Raw genomic sequence first — 26,873 nt, 5'->3', positions numbered from 1 at the left:
TTCCTGCGGAGTGCTTATGAACATGCGATACGACGACAGTGTCACGGTACGCAGTCATCTCAGGACACTGGGCATCGCCGGATTGCTGGCTGCACCCGGCGTCACGGAGCTGGCGATCAACCGGCCGTATGAAGGCTGGACCGAAACGCGGGACGGCTGGCAACGCCATGAGCTGCCGAACGCGTCGCTGGAAATGCTGATGCAGTTCGCGCCGGCGCTGGCGATCTACAACAAGGCGAAGCCGGCGCTGTCGGCGGCCGAGCCGGAAAAGCCGGTGCGCCTGCCCGACGGCGAGCGCGGCCAGATCGTGATCCCGCCCGCGTGCGAGCCGGGCACGGTGTCGATGACGATCCGTGTGCCGAGCTCGACGCGCTATTCGGTGCAGGAATGGGCGGACGCAGGACAGTTTGACCGGTTCCGTGATGTGGTCCGGAGTGGACTGAAGCGCGGTGGGGCACTGACGGAGGGCGACATCGAGGCGGCGACGGCACGGGCTGGCCCGGAGGGCATCGATGTTGGCCGGGCCACCGCGGTTTTCGATCCGGCCCGCGCGCTGGATGCGTATGGACTCGCGCGGTTCCAGCAGGACATGCTCGACGCGCTTGCGCAGCGCGACGTGGTGCGGTTTCTGACGCTCGCCGTGCTTAACCGGCTGAACATCGTGCTCGTCGGTGGCACGGGCTCCGGCAAGACCACGCTGATGAAGGCGCTGGCCGACCTGATCCCGATCATTCCGCACGAGGCGCGCCTGGCGACGATCGAGGATACCCACGAACTGCCGTTGCCGCTGCATCGAAACCACGTGCATCTGTTCTACAGCGAGGCGATTTCCGCGCGGCGCATTGTCAAGGCGACGCTACGCATGAAGTTCGATCGCGTGTTGCTGGCCGAGCTGCGCGGTGATGAAACCTGGGATTACCTGACCCTGCTCAACACCGGCCACCAGGGCGGCTTGACGACGGTGCACGCGAACGACTCGATCGCGGCGCTGGCGCGCATCGCCACGCTGGTCAAGCAAAGTCCGGTCGGACAGACCCTGCCGTTTGACTACCTGATGCGCGAGATCCGCACGACGGTCGACGTCGTGCTGTTCATGGCGAACCGGGACCTGACGGAAATCTGGTTCGATCCGGTCACGAAAATGAAGCTGCTGCGGGGGGACGCATGAAAACGCTCGCAAACGATCCCGTCATCATGAACGGCGACACACACGCCGGCCTCGAAGCCCTGGAGTGGCGGTCGCACGCCGCGGCGGATCGCCTGGCGCGGCAGATTCCGGCCATGTGCGATGCGAACGGCGCGCTGCCACCGCAGGGAATACTCGCCCAGGAACTGGGCGTGAGCCGGACCCTGCTGCGCGAGGCGGTCAACCAGCTCGTCGCGCGCGGCGTGGTCGATGTGCGTACGAGGGTGGGTTCACGCGTGCTCGATGAGCGACAGTGGCAGATCGTCGACCGGCATGTGGTGGCCTGGCGCCTCGCCCGCGCAACGGATCCGTCCTTCGTGGTGGACCTCGCCGAGATTCTCCGCTTGCTTGAGCCGGTCGCTGCAGCTGAGGTGGCGCGACATGCGAGCCCGCAGCAACGCGCGCGGATCATGGTGGCCAGCGCCGCGCGGCTGGCCTCGACGTCTCTGGCCGGCTACGCCGCCGCACGTCGCGAACTGCATGTGGCGATCCTCGCCGCGAGCCCCAACCAGTTCCTCCAGCAGCTGACGTGCCTTGTGCCGCCGCTGGGGGCGACGGATGATCCGGATACTGGCGTGCTGGAGATCGCCGACGGTGAGCGCCAGGCGCTCGCACTCCTCGAGGCGGCCATCCGTAACGGCAATCCGGTCGCCGCCCACGAAGGCGTTGAACGTCTGAACGGCTGGGATCTGCCACGGGCGGGCAATACGTATGGTCATCGGGGATCTGTGGGAGCGTCAGCATGAAGACCCGTCTTCTCATTGCCGGTGTCCTGAGCGTGCTGTCCGGTGCAGTGGTGTTCGGCGCCGCCCGCCTGCTTCATCTCGACGCGATCACTGATCCGGTCGGGATCGCCGCAGTGGCGGGCCTCGTCATCGTCGTGTGCCTGCTGTGGGGCGTATGCGCGAGCGCAGTGCTGCTGAAAACCGCGACGCTCGCTGACCGTATCATCGCCGCGGCCCTGCTTGCGCTCGTGGTCCTGGCCGGTCTCGCGGTCGCCGGCCAGTTCGTGGGCGCGATGGCGTTCGCGAAGCTGGAAAAGCTGCCGGACTCGGCGATCGGCCTCTGGACGCTGCGGGACTACTGGCACGCGTATGGCGATGTGAAGGCCGTGAAACGTTCGCTGCAGATGGCCACCGTGGTATCGGTGATCGTGCCGCTGCTGCCAGTTGCGGCGATCGTCGCGGCGCTGGTCAGGAAACCGAAGCGCGAGCTGCACGGCGATGCACGTTTCGCCTACGGCTACGAGATTCGACGCTACGGCCTGCTCGACGAGGCGAACGACCGCTGGCGCCACAGGGGAAACTGCGGGGGGCGCCGCCGGGACGATGACCGCGATCCCTCGATCATTGTCGGCAGATACAAGGGCAGGTACCTGACCTTTCGTGGAACGGAGTTCGTGATGGTGGCCGCGCGCACGCGCTCACGCAAGGGCGTGGCCATCGTGATCCCGAATCTGCTCACCTTTCCAGACTCGGTTGCGTGTCTCGACGTGAAGGGCGAGAACTTCGACCTGACCTCGCGTTACCGGCAGGCGTGCGGCCAGCAGGTGGTCCGCTGGGCCCCGTTCGACCAGAAGGGGTTGACGCACCGCTGGAATCCCCTGTTCAAGATTGCGAAGAGTCCGGCGTTCGTGCGCGTGGGGCGCCTGCAGGCGATCGCCGCGCGCCTGTATCACACCACCGACGGGCGTAACAAGTTCTTCTACGAACAGGCTGCCGACCTGTTCATGGGGCTTGCGCTGTATCTGATGGAGATGACTGGCGACTGCACGTTCGGCCAGGTGCTGCGCTTGGCGACCACGCCCGACAAAAAGGTGCGTGAGCACCTGTCGGAGTTGATGCAGCACGAGCCGCAGAAGGGCGTGCCGCTGTCGGGGGACTGCCTCGGTGCGCTCTCGCGCGTGCTGGCCTCGCCTGACGAGACGATGCTGAACATCGTCGCGACGTTCAATGCGGGGCTGCGCCTCTTCAGCAACCCGATCGTCGACCAGGCGACGAGCGCCTGCGACTTCGAGCTGGACCGTGTGCGCCGGGAACTGATGTCGATCTACATCGTGCTGCCGGTGCGGGAACTCGCTGTCGCCAGCCTGCTCGGCAATCTCTTCTACACGCAGCTGATCGAGGACAACCTCGACGTGCTGCCCGGTGAAGATCCGGCGATTAAATACCAGTGCCTGGCTGTCGGGGACGAAATTACGGCACTCGGTCGCATCGAAGTGCTCGACAAGGGCAATGCGTTCGTCGCGGGCTACTGGATTCGCCTGCTCACGATCCTGCAGTCGAAGGCGCAACTGGAGCCGAACGAGCTGTACGGCCCGGCCGGGGCGCGCACGCTGATTACCAATCACGCGGTACTGGTCGCGTATGCGCCGGGCAATCAGGCCGACGCGAAGGAGCTGTCCGAAACACTGGGCACCTTCACCGAGAAGGCGACCTCGAAGAGCCGCAATCACGGGCGCAACACGTCGACGGGCACGAGCACATCGGATCAGGGCCGTGCGCTGATGCTCGACCAGGAACTCAAGCGCATGGAGCAGCACGAGGAAATCGTGCTCGGCTTCCAGCGGCCGATCCTGTGTGAGAAGGCGACCTATTACGAGGATGACCTCTTTATCGACCGCATGCGCTCGGTCAGTCCGAGGCTCGCCGCGATCGACAAACGCCTGCCCACCGAAGAGGAGATCAAGGCCGCCTGGCAGGCCGGTGAGCTGCGTGCGACCGGCATCCCGACGCACAACCCGGAAACGTATCACGCGGCGCTGTCCGCGAAGGCTGCGGGCGAGATCCGTCTTGCACGGCAGGCCGGTGCGAAGCCGCTGACTGCGGCCGAACTTCTCGCGCTCGACCAGCGCACACCCGGACCGCTCGCAACCGGCATGGCGCTCACCGGCTTCGAGGCCGATATGAGCGAACTCGGCGTCGTGATGCGCGACGACGTGCGCGAAATGCTCGCCGGCATCCGCATCGATTTCAGCGTGGCAGAAGCGGATGACGCTGACCAGGGGCAGATTGGGCCGGCGCCCGCGTCTGTGGTGCCGGCGGACAACGAGGTAAAGGAGGTATCACATGGCTGACCGGAACAGGCCGAAAGGCGGGCGGACGTATCTGGACGTGCCGTTCAGGGAGAAAGAGGCGGCACGCGGGCTGGGCGCGAAATTCGACCGGCGCTCGAAGAAGTGGTACGTGCCGGGCGGCGCCGACGTTGCGCCGTTTGCACGCTGGATGACGGCAGCCGCGCTGCAGGCAGCGCAGGGTGCCCCGGGTACACCTGACGCGGCGCGGGACCAGCCGCGGGCCTGGTTCGGGAGTGAGGCCGACATCGAGCGCGAAGCCGTGCGGCTGAGCGAACTGATGGGGCAACCGCTCGAAGAGTCCCGGGCGTTCGTGCGGGACTCCGTGCAGGCCGCAGCGGAAAAGGCGGGGCTGGAAGCCCGGGACCGCCTGCGTGCGCAGGGCGCGTCGGCGTTCGACATGATCGACGGGGTACGCGAGGCTGGCCTGCAGGCGCGGCACCGGTATTTCGCCGACCGGCAGCATCTGTATGCGCAAGGCGAGTCCCGGTCGCCCGAACAGGGCGCACGGGCTGGCCAGCAACCTGGACGTCCGAAGCTCGACGATGCAGCGCTCGGCCGCCGCTATCGTGAAATGGTCCAGTCCATCACGACGGCGGTCACGCTGCATGGGGCCGAGGTCACCCGGATACTGGCCCTCGAACAACGGCTCGAAACGATCCATCGTGACGCGTGGCGCAGGTCGGGTAACTCGGTCGACGGTGAGCGCGCAATCGGTGAGCAGATCCGCACCGGCAGCGGGTTTGCGGCGCAGGCGCTGCCGCCGCGCGCGGCCGAGGCGCTGAACAGGCTCCGTGATGAGGCGGGGCTGAGTCCGATGGAAGTCGACGGGCGCACGCCCGCGCACGACGTGACGGATTCCGTGCCGCCGGAGGGCGAGCTGCCGGTGGACGTGGCCGGTAACGAGCCGCAGCACCCGCATCGCCGTCATGAGCCGGAGCGCGACGACGGCTTCGCCACCTTCGCGGACATCGCCGAAGTGTTCGCGCCTGGGGAGGCGGTATTTGGTGCCGGTCGTGACCACGCAGACAGCACCGACTGGTCGATGGTGGCAAAGGACCTTGCCGACTTCCGCGGGCTGACCGGGCGTATCCGGGAGGAGTTCGGCAAAGGCAGGAGCGCGCCTGACGTTGCCGCTGCGCTCGATCAGGAGCTTGCGTTCCTGTCCCCGCCCGCACGGACTGCGTTCGTGTCGCACGTTCGCGAAGCGCTTGACCGGCAGGTTGACGTCCCGTCCGTGCCGCAGGAGGCGCCGACGGTCAAGGCCGGGGGCGACGCGGTGACGTTTGCCGATGTCGGCGATACGGTGATTGACCATGCGGCGATTGATGACGCGATGCGCCGGCGCGGTCTGACGGAAAGCGCGGTACCGGGCAACCCGGGCGTCGCGCCATCGGCTGTCACTGCCGCGGTCGCGAATGAGCCCATCGCCCGTCCGGGGCAGGCCGCCAACGATACGGCGATGGAGGCTGCGGCGGTGTCAGGCGTGCTCGACACGCAGGTCCAGCGCGCGCAGACGCCTGCGCAGAATGAACCCGACGCCAGGAATCCGGCGAACGACCCGCAGCGGCCTGAATTTGACACCGTGTCGGCGCAGGATCTGGAGCGTGTGCGCACGGTGCGGGAGGGCGAACATGCGGCCGCCGGGAAGCTGTTGCGCGAGCAGGGTAAGCCGGCGCCAGTGTCGGAGGGCGGCGCCGGCGCACCGGCAGCTGCGTCCCGGGCAGGCCAGGCGCGTAGCACCGACACCCGCGACAACCAGATCGGCGCCGATCCGGCCTCCCGCAAGCCGGTCGTCACGAAAGACGGCTACGACGTGCCCGCCCACGTCGCGTCGCGCTACATGGTGAAGGACGGCCGGTTCTGGAAGCTTGATGCCATGGAGGCGAAGCCGGCGAGGCAATCAGATACGCAGCCGGATGCGACACCGGTCACGAAGCCGCACTTCGAAGACGTCGGCGCACGCCTGAACTCCCGGCAGAACGATCGCGCAACGATTGCCGACATGGTCGCGGTGGCGAAGGCCAAGAACTGGGACACGATTGTCGTGCGCGGCAGCGAAACGTTCCGCCGCAATGCGTGGATCGAAGCGTCCCTCGCGGGCGTGGACGTGAAGGGCTTCAAACCGGCCGAAAGCGACGAGGCCCTGCTCGAGGCCGCGAAGCGTGAACGTGCGGCCCTGACGATCAGGGCCGGGGCGTCGCCGGCTCCTGGTCCGGCGACGAGGGTCCGCCCGGCAAGCGCAAATCCGGCACTCATGCAGGCAGACGCGAAACCGCAGGCGACGCCCGCCGCGCCGGTAGCAGCAACCGCGGCTCCGGGCGAAGCACCGAAGACCGTCGCGCAGCTGCGCGAGGTTCTCGAAAAGTCGCTCGAACGGGCACCCGCGCGCATGCGGGCCGAAGTCATTCGCCGGTTCGACGCGCGCATCCAGGCCGGGACCGAGATCGAGGCACGCATTGCCCGTGGTGAGCTCAGCCATGACGCGGGCGCCGCCGAGGTCGACCGGCGCGCGGCTGAACTGCACGCGGCGTGGACCGCGCCGAAGGCCGCACCGGCGCCGGGACAGTCGAACAGCCCGAAGCCCGATCAGCAGCAGACGGGCGGGCCAGCGAAGGTCGCTATGTAAGCGTCGCCCACTCCCATTCATGAGGATATCGAAATGAGCATTGCCATCGTGAACTGCTCCGGCAACGTCGGCAAGACAACCGTAACCCGCGAACTGCTCGCGCCACGGCTGCCGCATATGTCAGTGCGTCAGGTCGAGTCGATCAATACCGATGACTCGGCGGGCCCGAAGGTCGAGGTGATGATTGCCGCACGCTTTGACGAACTGCACGACGAACTGATGCTCGGCCGGGCGCTGCTGGTCGATATCGGCGCGTCGAACGTCGAGGAATATCTGAACCGCCTCGACGGTGCCGAGGGCGCGCAGGAGGATTACACGTGCTTCATCGTGCCGGTCGAGCCGGAAAGCAAGCAGATGAAGGACACCATCAAGACGATCAACATGCTTGCAGATCTCGGCGTCGAGCCTGGGCGCATCCGCGTGCTGCTGAACAAGGTCGAGCTGGTCAAGAGCGAGGCGCGCGAGGTGACGCTACGCCGTCACTTCGGCCAGCTGTTCGAACTGCATGAGAGGAAGGGGACGTTCGAACTCAACCAGGACGCGCTCGTGCCGAAGAACGACGTCTTCACGCTCGCAGCCGCGGCGGGCCGCACGATCCACGATATCGCAACCGACGGGGTCGACTACAAGACGCAACTGATCGACGCTCCGACCGCCTCGGAGAAGGACCGTCTCGTGCGGCTGGTCGGCCTCAAACGCAAGGCGCTCTCCATCGAGCCGCTGCTCGATCAGGCGTTCAACGCGCTGATGGCGGGAGTGGATGCATGAACGAGCCGACGCCGCAACCGGATCACGCGGGCAAGGCGTCGGAGCGCCTGGGCCAGCTGATCGCCACGATGCCGGCGTCCAACGAGCTGGCCGTGCTCGCAGAGATCCTGATTGAGCAGATGAAGGTGGTGGACGCGCAGCACCATGTTGTCGCCCTGATGGAGTCCACCGACCAGAAGCTGACCGCGACGGTGCAGGCGTTGCGCGAGGAGAACGCGCAGCTGACGAAGCTGCTCACGCAGTCGCGTCAGGCCTTCATCGGCGAGGTTGCCGCGAAGGCGGCCGACCAGGCGCGTCGCACCGCGACCGCGGAAGTGGCGGACGAACTTGCACGGCTGCGGGTGGCCGTTGAATCGCGTGATCGCGCGGTCAACACGAAGCCTGTGGTGCCCGCAACCGGCTCAATCGCCGCGCGCATGGGTATTGCATTTTGCGCAGGCGGCGCACTCATCTGGATCGTCTCGCGTCTGGCGCACACGCTGATCTAGCGAAGCATCGAACTGGACGGCTGATCGCAGGCGGCCGGAATCTTTCGGCGCTGATGGAGGACGACATCATGGAACGCAGGCAGGAGAGCTCGAAGAAGGGTCCTGTGAGCATCGATACGGAGACTGAGATGCGCACCGTCTCGAGGAGTAGCGCGATGGAACACCCATTCACTGATCGGAAGTTAACCAAGAGTCATGCCATGAAACGACGATCGATTGCGGCCGCGCTGTGCAGCGCTGCACTGGCCGGTGTACTCGTCGCGCCGACGGCACGCGCCGACGACAACCAGGATGCGTGCGGCGCGGTGCTCTGTCTGGCCGGTCTGATCATGGGCGGCAACGGTGGCAAGACGTGCGCCGAATACGAGGCCTCGTACTTTTCCATCGTGAAATTTCACAACGGGCACTTCGACCTGAGCGGCACGTCCAGTGCGCGCGGCGATTTCCTGAACCAGTGCCAGTCGGTCGGCAGCGACGTGAAGGGGCCGGTCAACTCGAAATATGGCGCTGTCCAGAACGGACCCTGACCGGTGTCCTGCTGACCCGCTGACACATTGAAACCCGCCCGCGCCGACCGCAGAAGATCGCAGCCGGCACCGACTCCACGCCATTGACCGCCACGGACGGCAACTGCCATGAGCGCTGACGATCTCCATGTTGTGACCGGACCGAAACGCCGCGGCCGCCGGAAAGCGCACCCGGCACTCGGCAAGCCGGTCAGCACGCGCCTGACGGACGAGCAGTGGCGGATCTTCAACGAGAAGGTCGAGCGTTCGGGCATGAGCCCTTCGGAGTTCCTGCGCGACTGCATCCTCACGAACCGCACGCAGATCGTCGCGCGGCCGCCGGCGACGCTCGAGCGGCAGCGGATCATGTACGTGATCAACAGGACCGGCAACAACCTCAACCAGCTGGCGCACGTGGCGAACAGCGCGCGCGTGTCCGGCAGGCTGTCCGAATCCACCTTCGTTGCGCTGGTCGACGAGCTGGAGTTGATCACCCAACTGCTGAAGGCGCATCTCCATCGTGTTGATTAGGGTGTCCGGCCGCCACGACGGCGTGAAGCAATACCTCGAGGAAGGCCGCAAGGTCGACCGCGACATCGATCGCGACGAACTCGACGAGCGCGTGGTGCTCGCCGGCGATCTCGACCTGACCAACGCGGTGATCCAGTCGATCAATGCCGCGCCAGGTGTCGAGCGCTACCTGTCGATCACGCTCTCCTTCAAGGAGGATCACGTCGATCGCCAGACGCTGTTCCAGATCGTGCGCGATTTCGAAGCGTTCGCGCTGCACGCATACCGTCCGGACGAATACAGCTTCTATGCGGAAGCTCACCTGCCCCGCATCAAGAGCTATGTGAACCAGTCGAGCGGTGAACTGGTCGAGCGCAAGCCGCACATCCATATCGTCATTCCGCGCTGGAATCTGCTGGCTGAAAAGCACCTTGAACCGCTCGGTTACGTGCGTTCAAACCTGAGCTTCATCGACGCATTCCAGGAGCATGTGAACGCGCAATACGGGCTTGCGAGCCCAAAGGACAACCGGCGCACGCTGCTCACCGATGCGTCGGAAATGATCAGCCGCTACCGCGGCGACCTGTTCCGCGCGAACAGCCGCGAGCTCAAGGAAGAGATCCTCGACGCGGTGCTCGATCGCCAGATCGAGAACCACGCCGACTTCATGGCGCTGCTGCAGGAGCACGGCGCCGTACGCATGCGCAACGCCGGCCGCGACGATGCCTATCCGAACGTGAAGCCCGCCGGCGCCGGCAAGGGCGTGAACCTCAAGGAATACGTGTTCACGCCTGAATTCATCGCACTGCCGACCGCCGAAAAGCTGCAGGCGCTCTCGGCCGATGCCGTCGACCGTTACGAAGCGGGTGTTGCGCCGCGACGCACGCCGGGGCACATCACCGCCGTACTCAACGAGTGGTACGCGACGCGCGCGCGCGAGGTGAAGTATCTCAACAGCGGCAGCCGTCAGTACCAGCGCTACCAGGAATCCTCTCCCCACGACCGCGAGCTGATGCTCGCGGATCTTGAACGCGGTTTTTATGCACAACATCTGAAGGCATATCATGACCGAGCAGACGACTCCCTCCCAGGCCTCGACGGACATCTTCAACGATCCGGACGCGCATTTGAATTCGGCGCCCAGCCGTCCTATGCCGTCGACGGACCCGGCGCGCGCGAAACCGACCTCGACAGCGCGGGACGCGTCGACGATGGATACGGCGGGCTCGATGCCGAGTTTGACCCTGTCGCAGGTGGGGCCTACCCGTCGCCCGAACCCTTCGACGCTTTGCGAGACCTGTCCGGCCGCCCTGTGGACGGCATCGGACATCGATCTGCAGTGCTATTGCCGGGTGATGCGCTTTACCAGCTGGAGCCAGACGGCGCCGTATCCGCGGATCGCCTGCGATGGACTGCAGATCGCCATGGAGAGCCTGCAGCGCAACGAGTAGGCGGCCCCGCAGTTGCCCCTGCATTTGCCCCGCCTCCCGGCCACCTGGATGCGTACCACCGTGCGCTTGAAGCGCACTACGCGTTCGGCGATCCACTCATCGATCCATTCAACAGCCTGCCGCCGATGCGATCGCCGGCGACAGACGCACCGGCCGGTATGTCGCCGCCTGGCTGGTTTGCCGGTCTGCGACACGATCCGTTTGCGGACCGGCTTGACGCGATCGATGTGCCGTTCGATTTCGGGGCTGGCCGGCCATTCAACCTGCCACCGCCCGGGCTCACAGACGACGCGCCACCGTACCGGTCGCGCCGCTCGCGCGCTGGAGACGCCGCGTTCGCTACACCGCGTCACACCGGACGGGTGTCCGACAACGTGCTGTCGCAACTGGCGCGCGAGATTCGACAGCGCGACGAATCAGTTAATAAGTATGCCGAATTTAATGAGATCCGCAAGGGTCTCGACGCCCGCCGTCTGCTGGCCGAGCTGTCCCACACACACGGCGTGCGGCCCGCGAAATACCAGGTTGTCACCGGCCGCGACGGCGCCGCCCGCATCCGCGCAGGCTCGCGCAACCTCAACGTGTCGGACTTCCTCACGAAGGAACTGAATTTGTCGTGGCGGGAAGCGGCTCCGCTGCTGCGCGAGGTCTGGCAGCGACAGCAGGCCGGTGAGCTGGTCCCGGCCCCGCGTGAGCTGCCGCGCGCCGCACTCTGGCGTGAGTATTCGGTCGCGCGCGAAGCACATGTCGCGGCCCGCATCGACGCGTGGCTTGCACAGCGCGCGAGCGAACAGCAGCGCCGCGGAGAGATCCGCGCCGCGTTCGAAACGAGACGGGCGGCGATCAGGCAGGACATGGGTCTGAAGCCGGCCGGGCGGCGTGCGGCGACGTCGCTCGCCCGTGCCGATCGCCTTGGCCGTGAGGACGCGCTGCGCGAATCCATCGCGCGCGAGCGGGCGGCACTCAAGGCCGAATTTGGCTCCGCGGGCGGCCCGAGCTTTTCCGGCTGGCTGCGCACGCGGGCCGAGCAGGGGGATGAGCGGGCGCTCGAGGAGCTGCGCCGCACCGCGGGACCGGAGCGGCTGGCCGTTGTGCTCGAGGACGACGCCGGCGACGGGGCGTTCAACGTGATCCGGCCGAACACGCCGCGTCCGCATGGGCACGACGAGTACAACGCGATCATTTTCCGCTCGCCCCAGCTGTCGTGGTCGGTCAATGAGCGTGGCCACGTCACCTACCGGCTCGATGGCCGCGACGTCGTTCGCGATCGCGGCACGAGCGTGCAGGTGCTGCAGGTTGACCGGGCCGCCATCGAGACCGGGCTTCGCCTCGCGCAGGCCAAGTTCGGCCGCACGCTCGAACTGACCGGCGACGACGCGCACCAGTCGGCGGCCGCAAGGGTGGCGGTAGATGCCGGGCTGCGCGTGCGGTTCAGCGACGAGCGCCTGAACCGGGCGATGGATCAATATCGCCACGCGCGCGTCGACCAGCAGGTGCAGGACGTTCTCGGCCCGCCCGGTGCCAGCCCGTCCGCTGATCCCCGGCCACAGCCGCAACCCGGACGCCCGGCACAGGACTGGCCGACACTCTCCGACGGCAAGCCGACCCATTGATGCACGATCGGCCACAGCCCGTTTCCGCCTCCTGCGCCACGCTGCCGCCCGATCCCGGGTACGGACAGTCGCGCGCGGGCGCAACGCACGGGGCGGGCAATCGCGCCGCCCGGTGCGGTGGTCGCCCACGTATCCTGCAGGAAATGCAGGATCGCCTCGACGCGTACCTGGACGAACCCGCCCGGCATCTGCCGACCCTCAACGCGGCGAACGGCAGTCATCGCCAGCAACGCCGCGAGCGGCGCATGGCATGCGTGCAGCTGCTGCGCGCGATGCTGAGCTATCTCGACCTGGCGAGCCTGCGTGTCGGCGTCCCGCAGCGCGACGGCGGCTTCATGAGCCTCACGCTGCCCTTCCTTGCCCGGCATGCGTACTTGCCCGTGCGGCGGGCCGAGCGAGCGATGCGCGACCTGTTGCGCGCCGGCCTGGTCACGGCACAGCAGCGCGCCGAACGCACGCAGGATGGCGATTACCGTGGCCTCGCGTCGCTACGCCAGGTGCCGGCGGCGCTTTTCGGCGCGTTCGGTCTGTCGAAGTGGCTGCGTCACGAGCGCAGAAAAGCCATCATGCGCCGTTACCGTGCCGCGACAGAAGCATCCAAAGCCGGCCGCGAGCACCTGCGCGGCAGCCGAGCCGAAGCACAGGCGTCGCTCGCGCTGGGCGCCATCGCGCAGCGACTGCAGACCCAGCGGCGCGCACACGAGGTCACTGGCGATCGCGACGAGGCGATTGGCCGGCGTATCGGCGTCCTGAGAGCCCTTCATCCAGACTGGGATCGCGAGCGCTGCTACAGCGTCGCACTCAGCGAACTCGAATAGCGGATCTCGTCCGCACCTCCCCGTTTTTTCTCATTCCGGTTGGCCGGTGCCGGCGTGCGCGCGTGTCCCATTGCGAGCGCGTGCTCAATGGGCCCCATATTCACGCCACGTGCCGTCACAACTCATAAACCCGCTACCTTCAGACGATTCATCCACAGATTCCGACCGCATATGACCGCGCAGTCGCATTTGCGATCGGTTATTTGTCGGGACCAATGGCACTTATTTGTCGGATCTTAATCAGCGTAGTTTTATCAGTACTCCCCGTGAAGTGATTTTGCTTCATCCTCCCCAAAGAAAGCCCGTGCTGCGGTAGGTCAACTCGCGCGTGTGTTCAACTACTTTCCGGAAATACAAACAAACGTGGACCTTGTTGATGAAGGGAAGTGAATCTGGAACTTTGATGTGGGTTGGCAGTAGCTGACATTGGTACGGTCGATCCTGCTCCGCAGTTGCGCTTTCACCCGATCTCCATTCAACGCTCGATTGAGCATGGATAAGGGCCCGACGGTTGGGTCGTCGCATCTGGTGTTGACCGGGATCGGCTTCAGCATGAGGAACATCGTTCGCGCACGGTCGGCGAAGGGTGCCTCGCCGGCGCGCGGTAGCGGTAGGTTCCGGAATTATCATCGGCCTTGAAAGTCGTCGAAGCCCGATTTTGAATGAAAATTACATCGTACTCCGAAATAAAACTTCGCTAATCCTTATTATGTTAAGTGTGCGCGGTAAGAATTGGCGCCTTGCGCAGGCTGCCCGACAGCCGGTGTCCGCCAGCGAAACGCTTGACCAAAGATCTGGGCACGCCCGCGTGGGCTCTCGCTGGCGGACCGGCGGTCTGACGCCGCGCAGACTGATCCACAACGAGAGAATGGGAAGGTCGGAGTCCATCAACCCACTATAAACACCTCCGAAGGCATCGTCGTAGACAACCCCGCGGCGCCCCCTTAGACCCATACCTAAATCAACGTGCCCGTCCGTACCCGAAGTCGTCCGCGAGGCGTCAGATCTGAAAGCGATCGCGCGTCGTGATGTAATCGCCCGCGCCGAAGCGCCTCACTAAGTTCGGTTTCTGAGCCCGCTTTCTGTCTCGTTGTCGAATGGGACATAAAACCTAAAAAATTCTCATCCGGAATATTAAATATCAAAAACATTCATTTTACGGTATGGATTCCGCCGCGGAAAATACAAGATGAGAGAACAACCGGATGGAAATCGTGGCCCTCGGTGTCCTTTTTGCTGTTCCCCCCCTAATTGTCATCTTTGTTTTGATTCTGCGCCATGGGCGCGGGAATCTCCGCAATGATCTCGCCAGTGAAGCTGTTGATCGGGGCTACCTCCATCAACAAGATCGGCGACGAAAGCCGAGTACTCAGAGTCATCATTATTCCGAGTATTTTTATCACTCTCACCAGCGCGGCTGTCACATTCTTTCTTTAACCCCACGACGAAAAAACGCTGATCGTCAACTGATTAAGCTATATCCCGACGACCTTCCGATACTCGTCCATCCCGTTCAGGAGAAACCTATGCTGGGCAAGATTGATACCCATCACCACATTGTTCCGCCGGCGTACGCCGCCTGGCTCGAGCAGCGCGGCATCACCGCAGGCGGCCTTGCCATCCCGAAGTGGAGCGTTGAGGGAGCACTCGACGTCATGGCTGCTGAAGATACAGCCACGGGCATCTTTTCCGTTTCCACGCCGGGCGTTCACCTTGGCGATGACGTGGAAGCTCGCGAGAAGGCGCGCGAAGTCAACGAATTCACCGCTGACGTCGTGGCTAAGCATCCTGGCCGCTTTGGCTTTTTCGCAACCCTGACCCTGCCTGATGTTGATGGCGCAATCGCTGAAGCGAAGTACGCCTTCGACGCGCTTAAGGCGGACGGTGTCGTGCTGATCAGTAGCGTTCGCGGTACCTATCTTGGCGACGAATCCTGGGCTCCGCTTTTCGAAGAGTTGGACCGCAGACATGCAGTCGTGTTTATTCACCCGGGTGACCTGCCCTGCGCTCCCGTTCCCGGCATCCCGCCGTACGCAGCAGACTTCCTTCTCGACACGACGCGCGCTGCCATCAACATTGCAAAGGCAGGATGGCTCGAACGCTTTAGCAACGTCAAATTCATCCTTTCGCACGCAGGTGGCTTTATCCCCTATGCTGCACAGCGCATTGCCCATGTCGTGGCGGCCGACAACACTAACGAGGCTGGCATCGCTCGACTTCGACGCTTTTACTTCGACACCGCACTGTCGAGCAGCCCGTTCGCTTTGCCTGCGTTGCTGGCTTTCGCGGACCCATCCCACATCACTTTCGGCAGTGACTGGCCATACGCGAACAAGGATCGTTCGGTCGACTTCACCAAACTGCTCGAAAGCTATCCATTGACCGAGACGCAGCGCCACGCCATCTACCGCGGGAACGCCGAGAAGCTGTTCCCGCGCCTCGCAGCGGCTTAATGTCAAACGAGAGAACCAGCAAAGAAGGTGCATACATCACGCCACGCGTGTGATGTATGCCTGCTAGAAGAGTATCGGTGCGGCCGCTCACATAGGTATGCGCACTGGCCAGATGTGCTCGCCCGACAGCAGCGGCGATGTGTGGTTTTCCCAACACATTGGCTGCGACAGAGCGAACCGCGTCAGAATCCGCTAAATTAGTTGCGTGCGCAACCTTATCGCAGATCTCACGTTCGGCACTTGATCCACCTATTCTTTGAAAGGGATAAGTGGAATTTTTATGACACCACCGTTCAATACTCGTACGCGCGTTCCGGCGCAAGGCCCCTTCCTTGCAACGATGAAAAGGCCTGTCTTTTAAACCGTGCGGGGAGCAATGATGACAAAATACAATGAAATCCTGGCGGAGGTAGGAGCAATCTTCACATCCAACAACCGGTGCCTGGAACGCGGCTCATTTGCGTCTTCGCGCCGCGCGTGACTGCAAAGTCGTTGTGCACACATTCAACTGCATCAGAATCGTTGCGACGGTCGCTGCAGAAAGCTCCGGGCCGGATCTGGCCGTGACGAGGACTGTCGGACTCCGCTCCATGGTGTCAGGGTCAGCGCTTGCTACTATCTCTGGCGCGATTCGTTTACATTGGTGCGGTGCGTACCTCGCACAATTCAGCAGCTTGATCCGGTGTTCCAGCGCGGGCAAGCTGCTCAAATCAATCATAGAGGAATCAATGCGTTCTACCATCAGCAAACTGGCTCTCGCCGCGACAACCTCAGCATTCCTGATTGGCGTCACTGCGCCCGCGCTCGCGCAAACGCAGGCCAGCGCACCGGCCGGCACGCAAGCCGCTACCGCGCAGCCGCTCACCAAGGAACAGAAGAAACAGGCGAAGGCCCAGGCCAGGGCGCAGCGTAAGGCGGAGCACAAGGCCGCACGTGCGAAAAATTCTGCCGAACTCAAGAAACTCGAAGACGCTGGCTATAAGCCTGCACAGAACGACGTGAACTATCCGCAAAATCTGCAAGACGCGCAGAAGAAAGCAAACGCGGCTGCCGGCGCCAGCCAGTAACGCACACCTGCTTAGGTCACTCACATGACCGCTCGCGGCATTCGGGTCAGCTACCGTGCGAACCCGAATGATTTTGTTCTCCGACGCGGTGCTCCGCACCTTTTGTGCGCGTGTGAGTGCTCCGACTCGCGCATCATGTCGGCGACTTTTGCGGCCTAAGCGAATAGGATTGGTTTCACTGCGGGAAGCACTGTCGAGAAGAGCGGTGGCTCTGTCGTGGCGCTCCTCGATACGGTTAGGGAAATCAGCTCGAACTCGATGCGAATCGGCGAAATCATCGAGCTGATTGGCGGCATTGCATTTCGGACCAGTATCCCCGCCCTTAACGCGGCAGTCGAGGCAGCACGCGCCGTCGAGCAGGGTCGTGGCTTCGCGGTCGTAGCTGGCGAAGTGCGCAGTCTCGCTCAGTGATCCTTTTCGGCCGCCAAAGATTTCAAGGCACTGATCCAGGTGTCCGTCGATACCGTCCAGATTGGGGTAGAAAAAGCCGATCAGTTGGACCGTGCGTTGGCGGACGTCGAGTGTGCGATTGGACTCGTCGCAGATCTGGTCGCTGAGATTACAGTGGCATCTGATGAACAGGCACGCGGTATTGCACAAGTTGATAGTGCCGTGGCCCAAATGGATCAGATGACAGCAGACCGCTGCTCTCGTTGAGCAGGCAACGGGCAGCAGCTCGAGCGATGGACGATCAGGCAAGTCGGCTAAAGGCCGCGGTTGATGTCTTCCGGCGCCCGCGTATCGCCGACATCGGCACGACCGTACACCGCTTCCGTCCGTACGCAGCACATAGCCTCCCTGCATCACCGACGACGGCGGCGAGGCCGTGGTCAGGGCCTGCCGCGTCCGCGCGTGGCCTTCTGCGGACGCCGTTGTAGCCTGTTTTGTTCAGATGCACGCCATCTTTTCGACGGGAGCCAGAGGGCTCGGACAAATCAACTGCTGCTTATTTTGACAAGGTCTGCCGCACACGTGCGACCTGAGCGGTATCGACCGGCCCAGTGTGATTTGACCAGCCACTACGCAGGAATGTCGCCAGTTGCGCGACTTCGTCGTCGGTCAGTCGGTTCGCAAATCCCGGCATTGGCAGCACCGAGGGGGCCTTCGCAGTCGACGGCGTTCGCGCTCCAGCCAGAATGATGTGTATCAGCGCGGTTGGACTGGCCGCGTTGACCGTCGTCGCGCCGTCCAGATGCGGGAACACGCGCGAGGCGCCCTTGCCGTTCGCGAAGTGGCAGGCGTTGCAGTTGTCGAGGTAGAGGCGCTCGACGAGCGTGAGATTCTGCGCGGCCGTCAGTTTCGCCGTGGTGCCGTTCGCGGGTGCGTGCGAGGCCGTCTGTGCAACCCGTGGCGCGGGCAACGACTTGAGATACGCTGCGATCGCCCCGAGATCGGCATCGCTCATGTGTGAGGTGCTGTGATAAACGACCGATGTCATCTCACCGGCAACAGCCGCGCTGCTGTTACGCCCGGTCTGCAGATAATCGACGATATCCTGTTCGCTCCCCCGCGTAGCGAGGGCACGCTCCAGCCGTTGAGGTTGCCGCCTGCGAGGAACTGCGCGTCGCCGCCGTCGTAGGCCTTTTCGTTCATCGCAAAGCCGCGCGGCGTATGGCAGCTACCGCAGTGACCCGGCCCTTCGACCAGATACGCGCCACGACGAACCTGTTCACTCGCATTGCCCGGCGCAGCAAACGGCCTGTCCGGCGCAAACGCCCAATTCCATAGCGCCATACCCCAGCGCTGATTGAACGGGAAGCCCAACGCCGTTTTCGGCGCGGCTTCGCTCACGGGGGGCACGCCCTTCATGAAGTACGCGTATAGCGCGTGGATGTCCTCGTCCGTGATCTTCGCGTATGACGGATAGGGCATGGCAGGGTACAGATGCGCGCCATCTGCGCGTACGCCACGTTTGACCGCCGACGCGAATTGCGCTTCCGTATATCCACCGATACCCCATCGCGCATCCGGCGTGATGTTGGTCGAGTAGATGGTGCCAATCCCGCTCTTGATCGCAAGGCCACCTGAAAACGGCTTCCTGCCTGGCGCGCTGTGACATGCCATGCAATCGCCAGCACGTGCGAGATATTCGCCGCGTTGAATCAACGCGGCATCCGACGCATTGCCCTGCGCGATGGCGAAATTCGTGCACAGCCCTGCCGTCATCGACACGGCTGCAGCAGTAACGGTCTTGAGAATGTTCATCGCTCAGGCTTGTACGAGTGGACCGGGCTGAACCGCACCGGGAATCGTGGAGGCCGGTTGGTTTAAGTTAACACGGCCAGCTCAGCGGTATTTTTGAGCTGCCTGTAGTAGTAGAACTGATAGACCGCGTCAGCTCGGCACTGATGGCGTATCTTGCTGATCTTAATGTGGCCGATTGTCGCTGACGGTCCACGGCTGATACAGGCGCGAGGAATAGCGCCTGGCGTCCGCGAACTGCACGCCCAAGCGGAGAGTCCATCACGTTCTTCAGGTGAAATCGATGGAATGTAACAGGTCACGTACTCCACGTGTACGTCATGGCTGGCGTAGCAAGAATCGCGATTCGGCTGTGAGATCTACAGCCAAATTCAAGCGTCCGTTTCCGCGAACCGACCACGAAAACGTGCTGGCACGGGTGAGAGTGCTCGCAGAAGTCTGCCACCGAGCGTTCAAAGTGTTTGGCACCGAAGCCGCCTTTCTGTCACTCTGTTGCCCGATGGCCCTTCTACAACGTTGCCTGGACGGGTAGCTTTCCCCAGATGGGCTAACACGAGGCAAAGTAAAGCCGGAGTGCCGCTACGGTGAGCGGACCACCTGCGCCGCAACCCGCAAGAGCGCACCCTTTGCCGTCGCGCGGCCATGCAGGCACGCAGATTTGAGCGGTAATATCACATCAGGTGCAATAGACTCGCACGCGGTCTTCAGAGCACGCTTTCGTAATGGAGTCGATTCACTGAGGCTGAAAGTCGACGTTAAGGCTGCCACGCGCTGCATGACCGCGGCAGCATTCGCGTACGAAGACTTCTCGCATGAAGACAACGCAGACTGCCGCACAGCGCGAGATTCTCTCGTCGGTCATGTCGCCGGCCACAGAATCATCTGCGTACAGCGGTACAGCGCTAGGGTCTTGCCGGAAGCCTCATCCTTCACGACGGCGTCCCACACCTGTGTACGCTTTCCGAGGTGAACGGCATTGGCAACGCAGATCGCAACGCCAGAACGTATCGTCGAGAGGTGATTGCTCTTGAGCTCGACAGTGGTGAACGACGTCGCGCCCTCCGGCAAATGGGCTTCCGTGCAAAAGCCACACGTGCTGTCTGCGAGCGCAATAATGCTGGCCGCATGCAGATACGAATTGGGTGCGAAATGCAGGCCCTTTACTGCCATGCGGCTTGATCCGGTACCTTGGCCGATCGAAGTCATTTCGATGCCCAGGTAGCCGGGTAGGCAGTCTCGACCGCGCTCCGCGAAACGTCCGAGATCGATGTCCGTGTGCAACTTGCTCATGTTCATTCTCTTTTTTGAAGCGCCGGCTGGCCATCCCGGCAAACCGGCGCGAACTACTTATACCCAGTGCTAAAACTGATCGTCGTCCAACGCGAGCGTCGCACGGCCGCCGTACGCAACGGTTTCGGCAAAGCTCGCAGCGTGCGGCAAGACGTGGTGGGCGTAGAACTGCGCCAATTCGATGCGCGTTCGCAGGAAGACCGAATTCGCGGCATTATCGTGCTTCAACCGCCGATGTGCGGCTAGCGCGCCACGCACGAGTTGCCATCCACCTGCCACCTGCCCGAACAGCATGAGAAACGGCACAGAGACGGCAAGTGCTTCGTCAGGTGCGTGCGCAACCGCGCGCAGCAAGGAATGGCCCGCTGTTTCCAAGGCAGCGACGCTCGATATGAAGCGTTCATGGAGCGCCGCGAAGCTTCTGTCTTCCCCAATGAGCGTTGCCGCGTTCTCGCGCATCTGACCCACAACCGCATTGAACGTCCTGCCCTCGTCGCGCGCGAGCTTACGGGTCACGAGGTCAGCCGCCTGAATGCCGGTCGTGCCTTCGTAGATCGTGCTGATTCGTGCGTCACGCAGATGCTGCGCCGCCCCGGTCTCTTCGACATAGCCCATTCCGCCATGGATCTGCACACCCAGCGAGGTGACGTCCAGACCAGTTTCGGTCGCCCATCCCTTGAACACCGGCGTCATGAGGTCGACAAATGCCTGTTCCGATGCCCGTCTGGCTACACTTTCGTGGCACCGAGACATATCCTGCGCCCGCGCGATCACAAGAGCCATGGCGCGCATCGCTTCGATCTGGCTGCGCATCGTCATCAGCATCCGCTTGACGTCGGGATGCTGAATGATCGGTACCATCGCGCTGCTTGCGCCGCTCGGCCGCCCCTGCACGCGCTCTTGCGCATAGCCGCGCGCCTGTTGATACGCCCGCTCAGCCAGCGCCACGCCCTCCATGCCGACCGTCAAACGCGCGGCGTTCATCATCACGAACATCGCCTGCAGGCCGCGATGGCGTTCGCCCACGAGGTAGCCAATCGCGCCGTCACGCTCGCCGTAGGCCATCACGCAAGTCGGACTGCCGTGTATGCCGAGCTTGTGCTCCACCGACGCGCACTGCACGTCGTTGCGCGCACCGAGACTGCCATCGGCTTCGACAAGGAACTTGGGCACGACGAAGAGCGAGATGCCTTTCACGCCGTCAGGTGCATCGGGTGTGCGCGCGAGCACCAGATGCACGATGTTCTCGGTCAGGTCGTGCTCGCCATAGGAAATGAAGATCTTCTGGCCGTAAATGCGATAGCGGCCGTCATCGGTGGGGACCGCTCTGCAACGAATCGCGCCTACGTCAGAGCCAGCCTGGGGCTCGGTGAGGTTCATCGTGCCCGCCCAGCGGCCGCTGACCAGATTCGGTAAATAGCGCGCCTTGAGTTCATCCGATCCCGCTGCGGCCAACGCTTCGATAGCGCCGAGCGTTAGCCCGGGGCACATCGAGAACGCCTTGTTCGCCGCCATGAAGATCTCGGCTACCGCTGTCGATACGAGGCACGGCAGCCCCTGGCCGCCCAGGGCAAGCTCGACACCTACGTTGTTCCACCCCGCCGCCGTATATTGTGCGTAGGCTTCCCGAAAGCCCGCGGGTGTGGCCACGCCTTGTGGCGTCCACTTCACACCTTCGCGGTCACCGCTCGCGTTCAACGGCGCGAGTACCGTTTCGGCGAACTTGCCGGCTTCGGTCAGAATCGCCTCGACAAGGTCCTCGCCAAGCTCGTCGTGGCCCGGCAATCCAGCCACTTCGCTGAGCCCGGCAAGCTCGCTCATGACGAAGCGGATATCAGCCACAGGTGCTGCATACTGAGTCATGCCTGCTTCTCCTTCATTTGCTTCTCTCGTTCCTGAAGCGATCGCCACTGAATCTTGCCGGTGCCCGAGCGTGGCAGCGCGTCGACGAACTCCACGAGGCGTGGAATCTTGTAAGCGGCCATCTGTCCGCGCGACCATTCAATGATGTCTTCTGCCGTCAGAGCGCTGGCTGCTTCTTGATTGAGCACCACATAAGCCTTGACGGTCTCGCCGCGACGCATATCGTCGACGCCCACGATGCAAGCCTCGCGTATTGCCGGGTGCCGGTACAGCATCGCCTCCACCTCGGCAGGCCAAACCTTGAAGCCAGCGGCATTGATCATTCTCTTGAGGCGATCCGCGAAGAAGTAGAAACCGTCTTCGTCGAAGTAACCGATGTCGCCGGTCCGAAAGAATGGCTTGCCATCGAGTTCGACGAATGCTTCCCGAGTTGCCTGCTCGTTATTCCAGTAGCCGCTGAAGAGCGACGGACAACGCGTGACGAACTCGCCCTGCTGGTTCACACCGAGCTGCGCACCGGTGGCCGTGTCGATCACGCGCGTATCGACGTCGAACGTCGGCATGCCAAGACATTGGCGCTTTGACTTCGTGTACGCATTCAAGTGGATCGCCCCGGCGACCTCGGTGAGCCCCCAACCCTCGAGGTATTCGCGCCCGGTCAGCGCGTGAAGACGCGTGGCGACCGCCTCGGGCATCGAACTGCCGCCGCCGCCGATATAGCGGAAACTCGAGAAGTCGTAACGGTCGATATCGGCGATCGCGAGCAGATCGCTGACCATCGTCGGCACGTTGCACCAGTGGCTCACGCGATAGCGCTGGATCAGTTCCGCCGCGACTTCGCGGTTCCAGCGCGGCAGCAATACCGTGCTCGCGCCCGCGTAGATCGGCAGGTTCATCGCCGACGCCATGCCCGTCACATGGAACAGCGGTGCCGTCGCGAGCGCAATCGCCTCGGCGGTCCAGCCGTTCCAGTCCGCGAGGCTCACGACCTGCGCGTTGAGCGCGCGATGGCTCAACATGCAGCCCTTCGGATGCCCGGTCGTGCCCGAGGTATAGACGAGCAGCGCAATGTCCTCGCCGCCGCGTCGGCTCGCGCACTGCAGCGGCGCATGCTGCGCGGTTTCGCTCCACGCGACGAAACCCGGCGCAACGATCGCCGCCGCCGGTGCGCGCACGATCTCGGGGACATCGAATTCGGGCGACTCGGGCAAATCGTCGGCATACGCCGCGACGATCACCTTGTCGAGTTGCCCCGCTTCCACTAGCGGCGCGAACTGCGCCTGCAATTCCTGCGCGATGCAGGCCACGCGCGCACCGCTGTCCTGTACGTACCATTCAATCTCCTCGCGGAGATTCATCGGATTGACCGGCACGACGATCGCATCCGCGCGCAGGATCGCGTAGTACGCAATCACGAACGCGGGGCTGTTCTGCATATCGAGCAGCACGCGGTCGCCGTCCCGCACCTGGCACTCCGTGCGCAGAAAACCAGCGAGACGTTCGACGCGCTCATGAAGTTCGCGATAACTGATGGCCTTGCCATAGAAACTGAGCGCTGTGCGCGCCGGATAGCGCCGCGCGGAGACGGCCAGGTTGTCAGCCAGATTCGTGGCTGGCACGCACAGCCGGTGCGGCAAGTGCTTTGGCCAATGCGTCAAATGCAGTACGTTCATGCGACGACCTCGAAGAGCCCTGCTGCACCCATGCCGCCGCCAATGCACATTGACACGACGACGTAGCGCACGCCGCGCCGCCTGCCTTCAATCAACGCGTGACCGACGAGACGCGAGCCGGACACGCCATAAGGGTGACCCACGGCGATGGCGCCGCCATTGACGTTCAGCCGCTCGTCGGGAATGTTCAGTTGGCGCTGGCAGTACAGGACCTGCACGGCAAAAGCCTCGTTGATTTCCCAGAGACCGATGTCTTCGCTGCGTACGCCGGTGCGCGCCAGCAGCTTTGGAATGGCGAACACTGGGCCAATGCCCATTTCGCCGGGTTCGCAGCCGGCCACGGCGAAGCCGCGGAAAATACCCAACGGAGCAAGACCGCGGCGCTCCGCCAGGCGCGAATTCATCACCACGCAGGCCGACGCGCCGTCCGAGAACTGGCTGGCGTTGCCGGCCGTCACCACACCGCCTTGCTGCGCTGGCGACAACGTCGAAAGCGCGGTGAAATTCGTATCGGCGCGAATGCCTTCGTCCTGCTCGACAGTCACGGTTTCCCGCCTGAAGGCGCCCGTGCCGCGGTCAACGACGCCCATCGTCGTCGCCAGCGGCACGATTTCGTCGGCGAAGCGGCCCGCCGCGCGCGCCTCGGCGGCACGCAACTGGCTGCGCACGCCGTATTGATCCTGATCCTCACGGCCGATCCGGTAGCGTTGCGCCACGGCTTCGGCCGTTTGCAGCATCGTCCAGTAGACCTCTGGCTTGTGGTGCTCGACCCAGGCTTCCTTCAGTCCCTTCAGGTTCGCGTCGTTCTGCACGAGCGAAATCGACTCGACGCCACCTGCCGCATAAACGTCGCCCTCGCCGACCACCACGCGCTGCGCGGCCAGCACAATGCTTTGTAGTCCAGATGAACAAAACCGGTTGATCGACAGGCCGCTCGTGGTGACGGGGCAACCCGCACGCAGCGCGACCTGGCGCGCCATGTTCATACCAGCGGGCCCTTCGAGGAAGGTCGCGCCCATGATGACGTCCTCGACTTCGCCGGCCTCGATGCCCGCGCGCTCGATAGCGTGGTGCACGACATGACCGCCGAGCGCGACAGGATGCGTGAGATTGAACGCACCGCGCCACGACTTCGTGAGCGCGGTACGCGCGGTTGAAACGATAACGGCCTCGTTCATTGCGCGGCTCCAGGCTGATTGAATTGGCCGCCAGCGGCGGAAAGGCGGTCGAGCAACGGCGCGGGCGTCCAGAACGCTGCGTCGTCTTGCGCGTCCGCGGCGAAGTCGCGCATGCGGCGCACGACGCGATGCAAGCCGAATTCGTCCGCGACCTGCATCGGGCCGCCGCGCCAGCGCGGAAAGCCGTAACCGGAGAGATAGACCACGTCGATATCCGAGGCGCGCAGCGCGATGCCCTCATCGAGAATGCGCGCCCCCTCGTTGATCAACGCAAAGATGCATCGCTCGACCACTTCGCTGTCTTCGATGCGGCGCGCGACGAAGCCGCTTTGCGACCGATAGTCCCGAATCAGTGCGTCCACCTCGGGGTCCCGCAACGGCTTGCGCTGTCCTTCCTGATAGCGATACCAGCCCTTGCCCGCTTTCTGCCCGAAGCGGCCTTGCTCGCACAGCACATCGGCAATACCGGAGAAACGAAGCTGCGGCTGCTCGATTGCCATGCGCTTGCGAATCGCCCAGCCAATGTCGTTGCCCGCCATATCCGACATGCGGAACGGCCCCATCGCCATGCCCCATTGCTCCAGCGCGCGATCGACCTGCCACGGCGTCGCGCCCGCATCGACGAGAAAGCCCGCTATGCGCAGATACTGGTTCAGCATGCGGTTGCCGATAAAGCCGTCGCAGACACCCGACACCACCGCTGTCTTGCGGATCCTGCGCGCGAGCGCCATTGCCGTCGCCAGCACGTCGGGTGCGGTATGTTCGCCGCGCACCACTTCGAGCAGCTTCATGACGTTCGCAGGACTAAAGAAATGCAGTCCGATAACATCCGCTGGCCGCGAGGTCGCTGCGGCGAGCGCGTTCAGGTCAAGTGTCGATGTGTTCGAGGCGAGTATCGCCCCCGGGCGCGCCACGCCATCGAGCCGGCGCAGCATTGCCGTTTTGGCCGCCACATCTTCGAAGATCGCCTCCACGATCAGGTCCGCATCTCGCAACGCCGTGTCGTCGAGCGTGGGGCGCAGGCGCGCGAGGCATGCGCTCGCCTGGGCGTCGCCGAGGCGCCCTTTCGTGGCAAGCGTTTCGTAGTGGCGCGTGATGTTATCGACGCCACGCGCCAGGGCTTCGTCCGACTGTTCGAGCAACGCCACGCTCATGCCAGCGTCAAGAAACACAATCGCGATGCCCGAACCCATCGTTCCGGCACCGACCACGCCCACACGCTCGACGCTGCGGACCGTCGTGTCTTTCGGCAAGCCGGGCACTTTCGCGCATGCCCGCTCGGCAAAGAAGGCGTGCCGCAAGGCCCGCGATTCCGGCGTGTCGAGCAGTGCCCGAAACAGCGCCTTTTCGGTCGCGATGCCGTCCTCGAAGCGCTGCGTGCAAGCCGCTTCCACCGCATCGACGCAGCGCAGCGGCGCGAGCCCTTGACTGGCCTTTGGCGCCAGCGCATTGCGCACGAACTTCAGATACAGATCGACTTCAGGGGTGACGACATGCTCATCGCGCAGGCGGCGCAAGGGGCGCTTGCGCGTCACCGTTTCTTTCGCGAAGGCAAGTGCCGAGTCGAGCAGATCGTCCTCCGTCACGACATCGACGAGACCGGTCTCGCGCAAGGAGTCGACGGCGACTGGCTGCCCCGAGAGCATCAGGTTGAGCGCGGGCTCGACGCCAATTGCGCGAGGCAGACGCTGCGTGCCGCCCGCTCCCGGCAGGAGGCCGAGCTTGATCTCGGGCAGCGCCACCTTCGTGCGTCGCCGAGCCACCCGGAAATGGCAGCCGAGCGCCAGTTCGAAACCGCCGCCCATGCAGAGATCGCCAATCGCGGCAATCGTCGGCTTAGGGCTGCCCTCGAGCCGCTCCACCAGCGTGGGCAGGCTCGGCTCGCGCGTCATGTCGGCCGAGCCGAATTCGCCCAGATCGGCGCCAGCAGAGAACACCTCGTCGGTTCCGTATAGAATCAGCGCGGAAACTTCTGGGTTGGCCAGCGCGGCATCGATAGCCTCGGCAAGGCTGCGCCGCACCTGCAAGCCGAGACAATTCAAAGGCGGTGCATCAAGCCGGATGACTGCCATCCCGCCCTGAAGCTGATAAGGGAAATTACTCAT

The 26,873-nt window shown here is 63.8% G+C and carries 19 protein-coding genes and 1 pseudogene; 13 read left to right on the top strand and 7 right to left on the bottom strand.

What is annotated here, in order from left to right; all coding sequences use genetic code 11:
- Window positions 1–16: 16 nt before the first annotated feature.
- The 13 genes and pseudogenes from U5775_RS12420 to U5775_RS12360 all read left to right on the top strand — a co-directional run.
- Window positions 17–1,168: an ATPase, T2SS/T4P/T4SS family gene (locus U5775_RS12420; RefSeq protein WP_415913559.1), complete on the top strand. Its 1,152-nt coding sequence runs from the start codon at window positions 17–19 to the stop codon at window positions 1,166–1,168.
- Window positions 1,165–1,932: a FadR/GntR family transcriptional regulator gene (locus U5775_RS12415; protein WP_322058430.1), complete on the top strand. Its 768-nt coding sequence runs from the start codon at window positions 1,165–1,167 to the stop codon at window positions 1,930–1,932. Before U5775_RS12420 ends, U5775_RS12415 begins: the two co-directional genes overlap by 4 nt.
- A gap of 50 nt (window positions 1,933–1,982) precedes the next feature.
- Window positions 1,983–4,262, top strand: a complete 2,280-nt coding sequence (locus U5775_RS12410) for a type IV secretory system conjugative DNA transfer family protein (protein WP_322058429.1) — start codon at window positions 1,983–1,985, stop codon at window positions 4,260–4,262.
- Entirely contained in the window at window positions 4,255–6,888 is a 2,634-nt protein-coding gene (locus U5775_RS12405) for a DUF5710 domain-containing protein (protein ID WP_322058428.1), read from the top strand. Before U5775_RS12410 ends, U5775_RS12405 begins: the two co-directional genes overlap by 8 nt.
- Before the next feature lie 33 nt (window positions 6,889–6,921).
- Entirely contained in the window at window positions 6,922–7,656 is a 735-nt protein-coding gene (gene stbB / locus U5775_RS12400; protein WP_322058427.1) for a StbB family protein, read from the top strand.
- A complete protein-coding gene (locus U5775_RS12395; RefSeq protein WP_322058426.1) occupies window positions 7,653–8,144 on the top strand; it encodes a hypothetical protein in 492 nt (163 codons plus the stop codon). Before stbB ends, U5775_RS12395 begins: the two co-directional genes overlap by 4 nt.
- Before the next feature lie 200 nt (window positions 8,145–8,344).
- On the top strand, window positions 8,345–8,671 hold the full coding sequence (locus U5775_RS12390; protein ID WP_322058425.1) for a TrbM/KikA/MpfK family conjugal transfer protein: 327 nt from the start codon (window positions 8,345–8,347) through the stop codon (window positions 8,669–8,671).
- Window positions 8,672–8,779: 108 nt separating this feature from the next.
- Window positions 8,780–9,181 (top strand): plasmid mobilization protein, encoded by a 402-nt coding sequence (locus U5775_RS12385; protein WP_322058424.1) that lies wholly within the window; start codon window positions 8,780–8,782, stop codon window positions 9,179–9,181.
- Window positions 9,171–12,224 (top strand): LPD7 domain-containing protein, encoded by a 3,054-nt coding sequence (locus U5775_RS12380; RefSeq protein WP_322058423.1) that lies wholly within the window; start codon window positions 9,171–9,173, stop codon window positions 12,222–12,224. Before U5775_RS12385 ends, U5775_RS12380 begins: the two co-directional genes overlap by 11 nt.
- Before the next feature lie 143 nt (window positions 12,225–12,367).
- Complete coding sequence (locus U5775_RS12375) at window positions 12,368–13,042, top strand: hypothetical protein (RefSeq protein WP_322058422.1); 675 nt, start codon at window positions 12,368–12,370, stop codon at window positions 13,040–13,042.
- 1,205 nt (window positions 13,043–14,247) lie between these two features.
- Window positions 14,248–15,495 (top strand): amidohydrolase family protein, encoded by a 1,248-nt coding sequence (locus U5775_RS12370; protein ID WP_322058421.1) that lies wholly within the window; start codon window positions 14,248–14,250, stop codon window positions 15,493–15,495.
- Window positions 15,496–16,223: 728 nt separating this feature from the next.
- Window positions 16,224–16,562, top strand: coding sequence for a DUF4148 domain-containing protein (locus tag U5775_RS12365; protein ID WP_322058546.1), 339 nt, complete (start codon window positions 16,224–16,226; stop codon window positions 16,560–16,562).
- A 159-nt stretch (window positions 16,563–16,721) separates the two neighbouring features.
- A pseudogene (locus U5775_RS12360) lies at window positions 16,722–17,314 on the top strand (methyl-accepting chemotaxis protein); the annotation flags it as partial.
- A gap of 194 nt (window positions 17,315–17,508) precedes the next feature.
- Here the strand turns inward: U5775_RS12360 and U5775_RS12355 are convergent.
- From U5775_RS12355 to U5775_RS12325, 7 genes are all read right to left on the bottom strand, one after another.
- Entirely contained in the window at window positions 17,509–17,967 is a 459-nt protein-coding gene (locus U5775_RS12355; RefSeq protein WP_322058420.1) for a cytochrome c, read from the bottom strand.
- A 29-nt stretch (window positions 17,968–17,996) separates the two neighbouring features.
- The gene (locus tag U5775_RS12350; protein ID WP_322058419.1) at window positions 17,997–18,767 is read right to left on the bottom strand and encodes a cytochrome c; all 771 of its coding nucleotides are present in this window, start codon (window positions 18,765–18,767) and stop codon (window positions 17,997–17,999) included.
- An 855-nt stretch (window positions 18,768–19,622) separates the two neighbouring features.
- Window positions 19,623–20,054: a PaaI family thioesterase gene (locus U5775_RS12345; protein WP_322058418.1), complete on the bottom strand. Its 432-nt coding sequence runs from the start codon at window positions 20,052–20,054 to the stop codon at window positions 19,623–19,625.
- Between the two features lie 69 nt (window positions 20,055–20,123).
- Complete coding sequence (locus U5775_RS12340; RefSeq protein ID WP_322058417.1) at window positions 20,124–21,917, bottom strand: acyl-CoA dehydrogenase; 1,794 nt, start codon at window positions 21,915–21,917, stop codon at window positions 20,124–20,126.
- On the bottom strand, window positions 21,914–23,590 hold the full coding sequence (locus U5775_RS12335; protein WP_322058416.1) for a long-chain-fatty-acid--CoA ligase: 1,677 nt from the start codon (window positions 23,588–23,590) through the stop codon (window positions 21,914–21,916). The genes U5775_RS12340 and U5775_RS12335 overlap by 4 nt, the downstream gene beginning before the upstream one ends.
- Window positions 23,587–24,768, bottom strand: coding sequence for an acetyl-CoA C-acyltransferase (locus tag U5775_RS12330; RefSeq protein WP_322058415.1), 1,182 nt, complete (start codon window positions 24,766–24,768; stop codon window positions 23,587–23,589). The genes U5775_RS12335 and U5775_RS12330 overlap by 4 nt, the downstream gene beginning before the upstream one ends.
- A complete protein-coding gene (locus U5775_RS12325; protein WP_322058414.1) occupies window positions 24,765–26,873 on the bottom strand; it encodes a 3-hydroxyacyl-CoA dehydrogenase NAD-binding domain-containing protein in 2,109 nt (702 codons plus the stop codon). Before U5775_RS12325 ends, U5775_RS12330 begins: the two co-directional genes overlap by 4 nt.

Origin of the sequence: Paraburkholderia sp. J63, from assembly GCF_905220245.1 — a bacterium.
Lineage (GTDB): Bacteria > Pseudomonadota > Gammaproteobacteria > Burkholderiales > Burkholderiaceae > Paraburkholderia.
The sequence above is the reverse complement of the archived record's forward strand: the minus strand, read 5'-3'. Positions and strand labels throughout refer to the sequence as shown.

Excerpts from the sequence above, each read along its gene's own strand:
- U5775_RS12420 (WP_415913559.1), top strand. The coding sequence starts at position 17 with ATGAACATGCGATACGACGACAGTGTCACGGTACGCAGTCATCTCAGG.
- U5775_RS12350 (WP_322058419.1), bottom strand. The coding sequence starts at position 18,767 with ATGAACATTCTCAAGACCGTTACTGCTGCAGCCGTGTCGATGACGGCA.
- U5775_RS12335 (WP_322058416.1), bottom strand. The coding sequence starts at position 23,590 with ATGAACGTACTGCATTTGACGCATTGGCCAAAGCACTTGCCGCACCGG.
- U5775_RS12390 (WP_322058425.1), top strand. The coding sequence starts at position 8,345 with ATGAAACGACGATCGATTGCGGCCGCGCTGTGCAGCGCTGCACTGGCC.
- U5775_RS12375 (WP_322058422.1), top strand. The coding sequence starts at position 12,368 with ATGCAGGATCGCCTCGACGCGTACCTGGACGAACCCGCCCGGCATCTG.
- U5775_RS12415 (WP_322058430.1), top strand. The coding sequence starts at position 1,165 with ATGAAAACGCTCGCAAACGATCCCGTCATCATGAACGGCGACACACAC.
- U5775_RS12395 (WP_322058426.1), top strand. The coding sequence starts at position 7,653 with ATGAACGAGCCGACGCCGCAACCGGATCACGCGGGCAAGGCGTCGGAG.
- U5775_RS12355 (WP_322058420.1), bottom strand. The coding sequence starts at position 17,967 with ATGAGCGATGCCGATCTCGGGGCGATCGCAGCGTATCTCAAGTCGTTG.
- U5775_RS12340 (WP_322058417.1), bottom strand. The coding sequence starts at position 21,917 with ATGACTCAGTATGCAGCACCTGTGGCTGATATCCGCTTCGTCATGAGC.
- U5775_RS12370 (WP_322058421.1), top strand. The coding sequence starts at position 14,248 with ATGGAAATCGTGGCCCTCGGTGTCCTTTTTGCTGTTCCCCCCCTAATT.
- U5775_RS12330 (WP_322058415.1), bottom strand. The coding sequence starts at position 24,768 with ATGAACGAGGCCGTTATCGTTTCAACCGCGCGTACCGCGCTCACGAAG.
- U5775_RS12325 (WP_322058414.1), bottom strand. The coding sequence starts at position 26,873 with ATGAGTAATTTCCCTTATCAGCTTCAGGGCGGGATGGCAGTCATCCGG.
- stbB (WP_322058427.1), top strand. The coding sequence starts at position 6,922 with ATGAGCATTGCCATCGTGAACTGCTCCGGCAACGTCGGCAAGACAACC.
- U5775_RS12345 (WP_322058418.1), bottom strand. The coding sequence starts at position 20,054 with ATGAGCAAGTTGCACACGGACATCGATCTCGGACGTTTCGCGGAGCGC.
- U5775_RS12385 (WP_322058424.1), top strand. The coding sequence starts at position 8,780 with ATGAGCGCTGACGATCTCCATGTTGTGACCGGACCGAAACGCCGCGGC.
- U5775_RS12405 (WP_322058428.1), top strand. The coding sequence starts at position 4,255 with ATGGCTGACCGGAACAGGCCGAAAGGCGGGCGGACGTATCTGGACGTG.
- U5775_RS12365 (WP_322058546.1), top strand. The coding sequence starts at position 16,224 with ATGCGTTCTACCATCAGCAAACTGGCTCTCGCCGCGACAACCTCAGCA.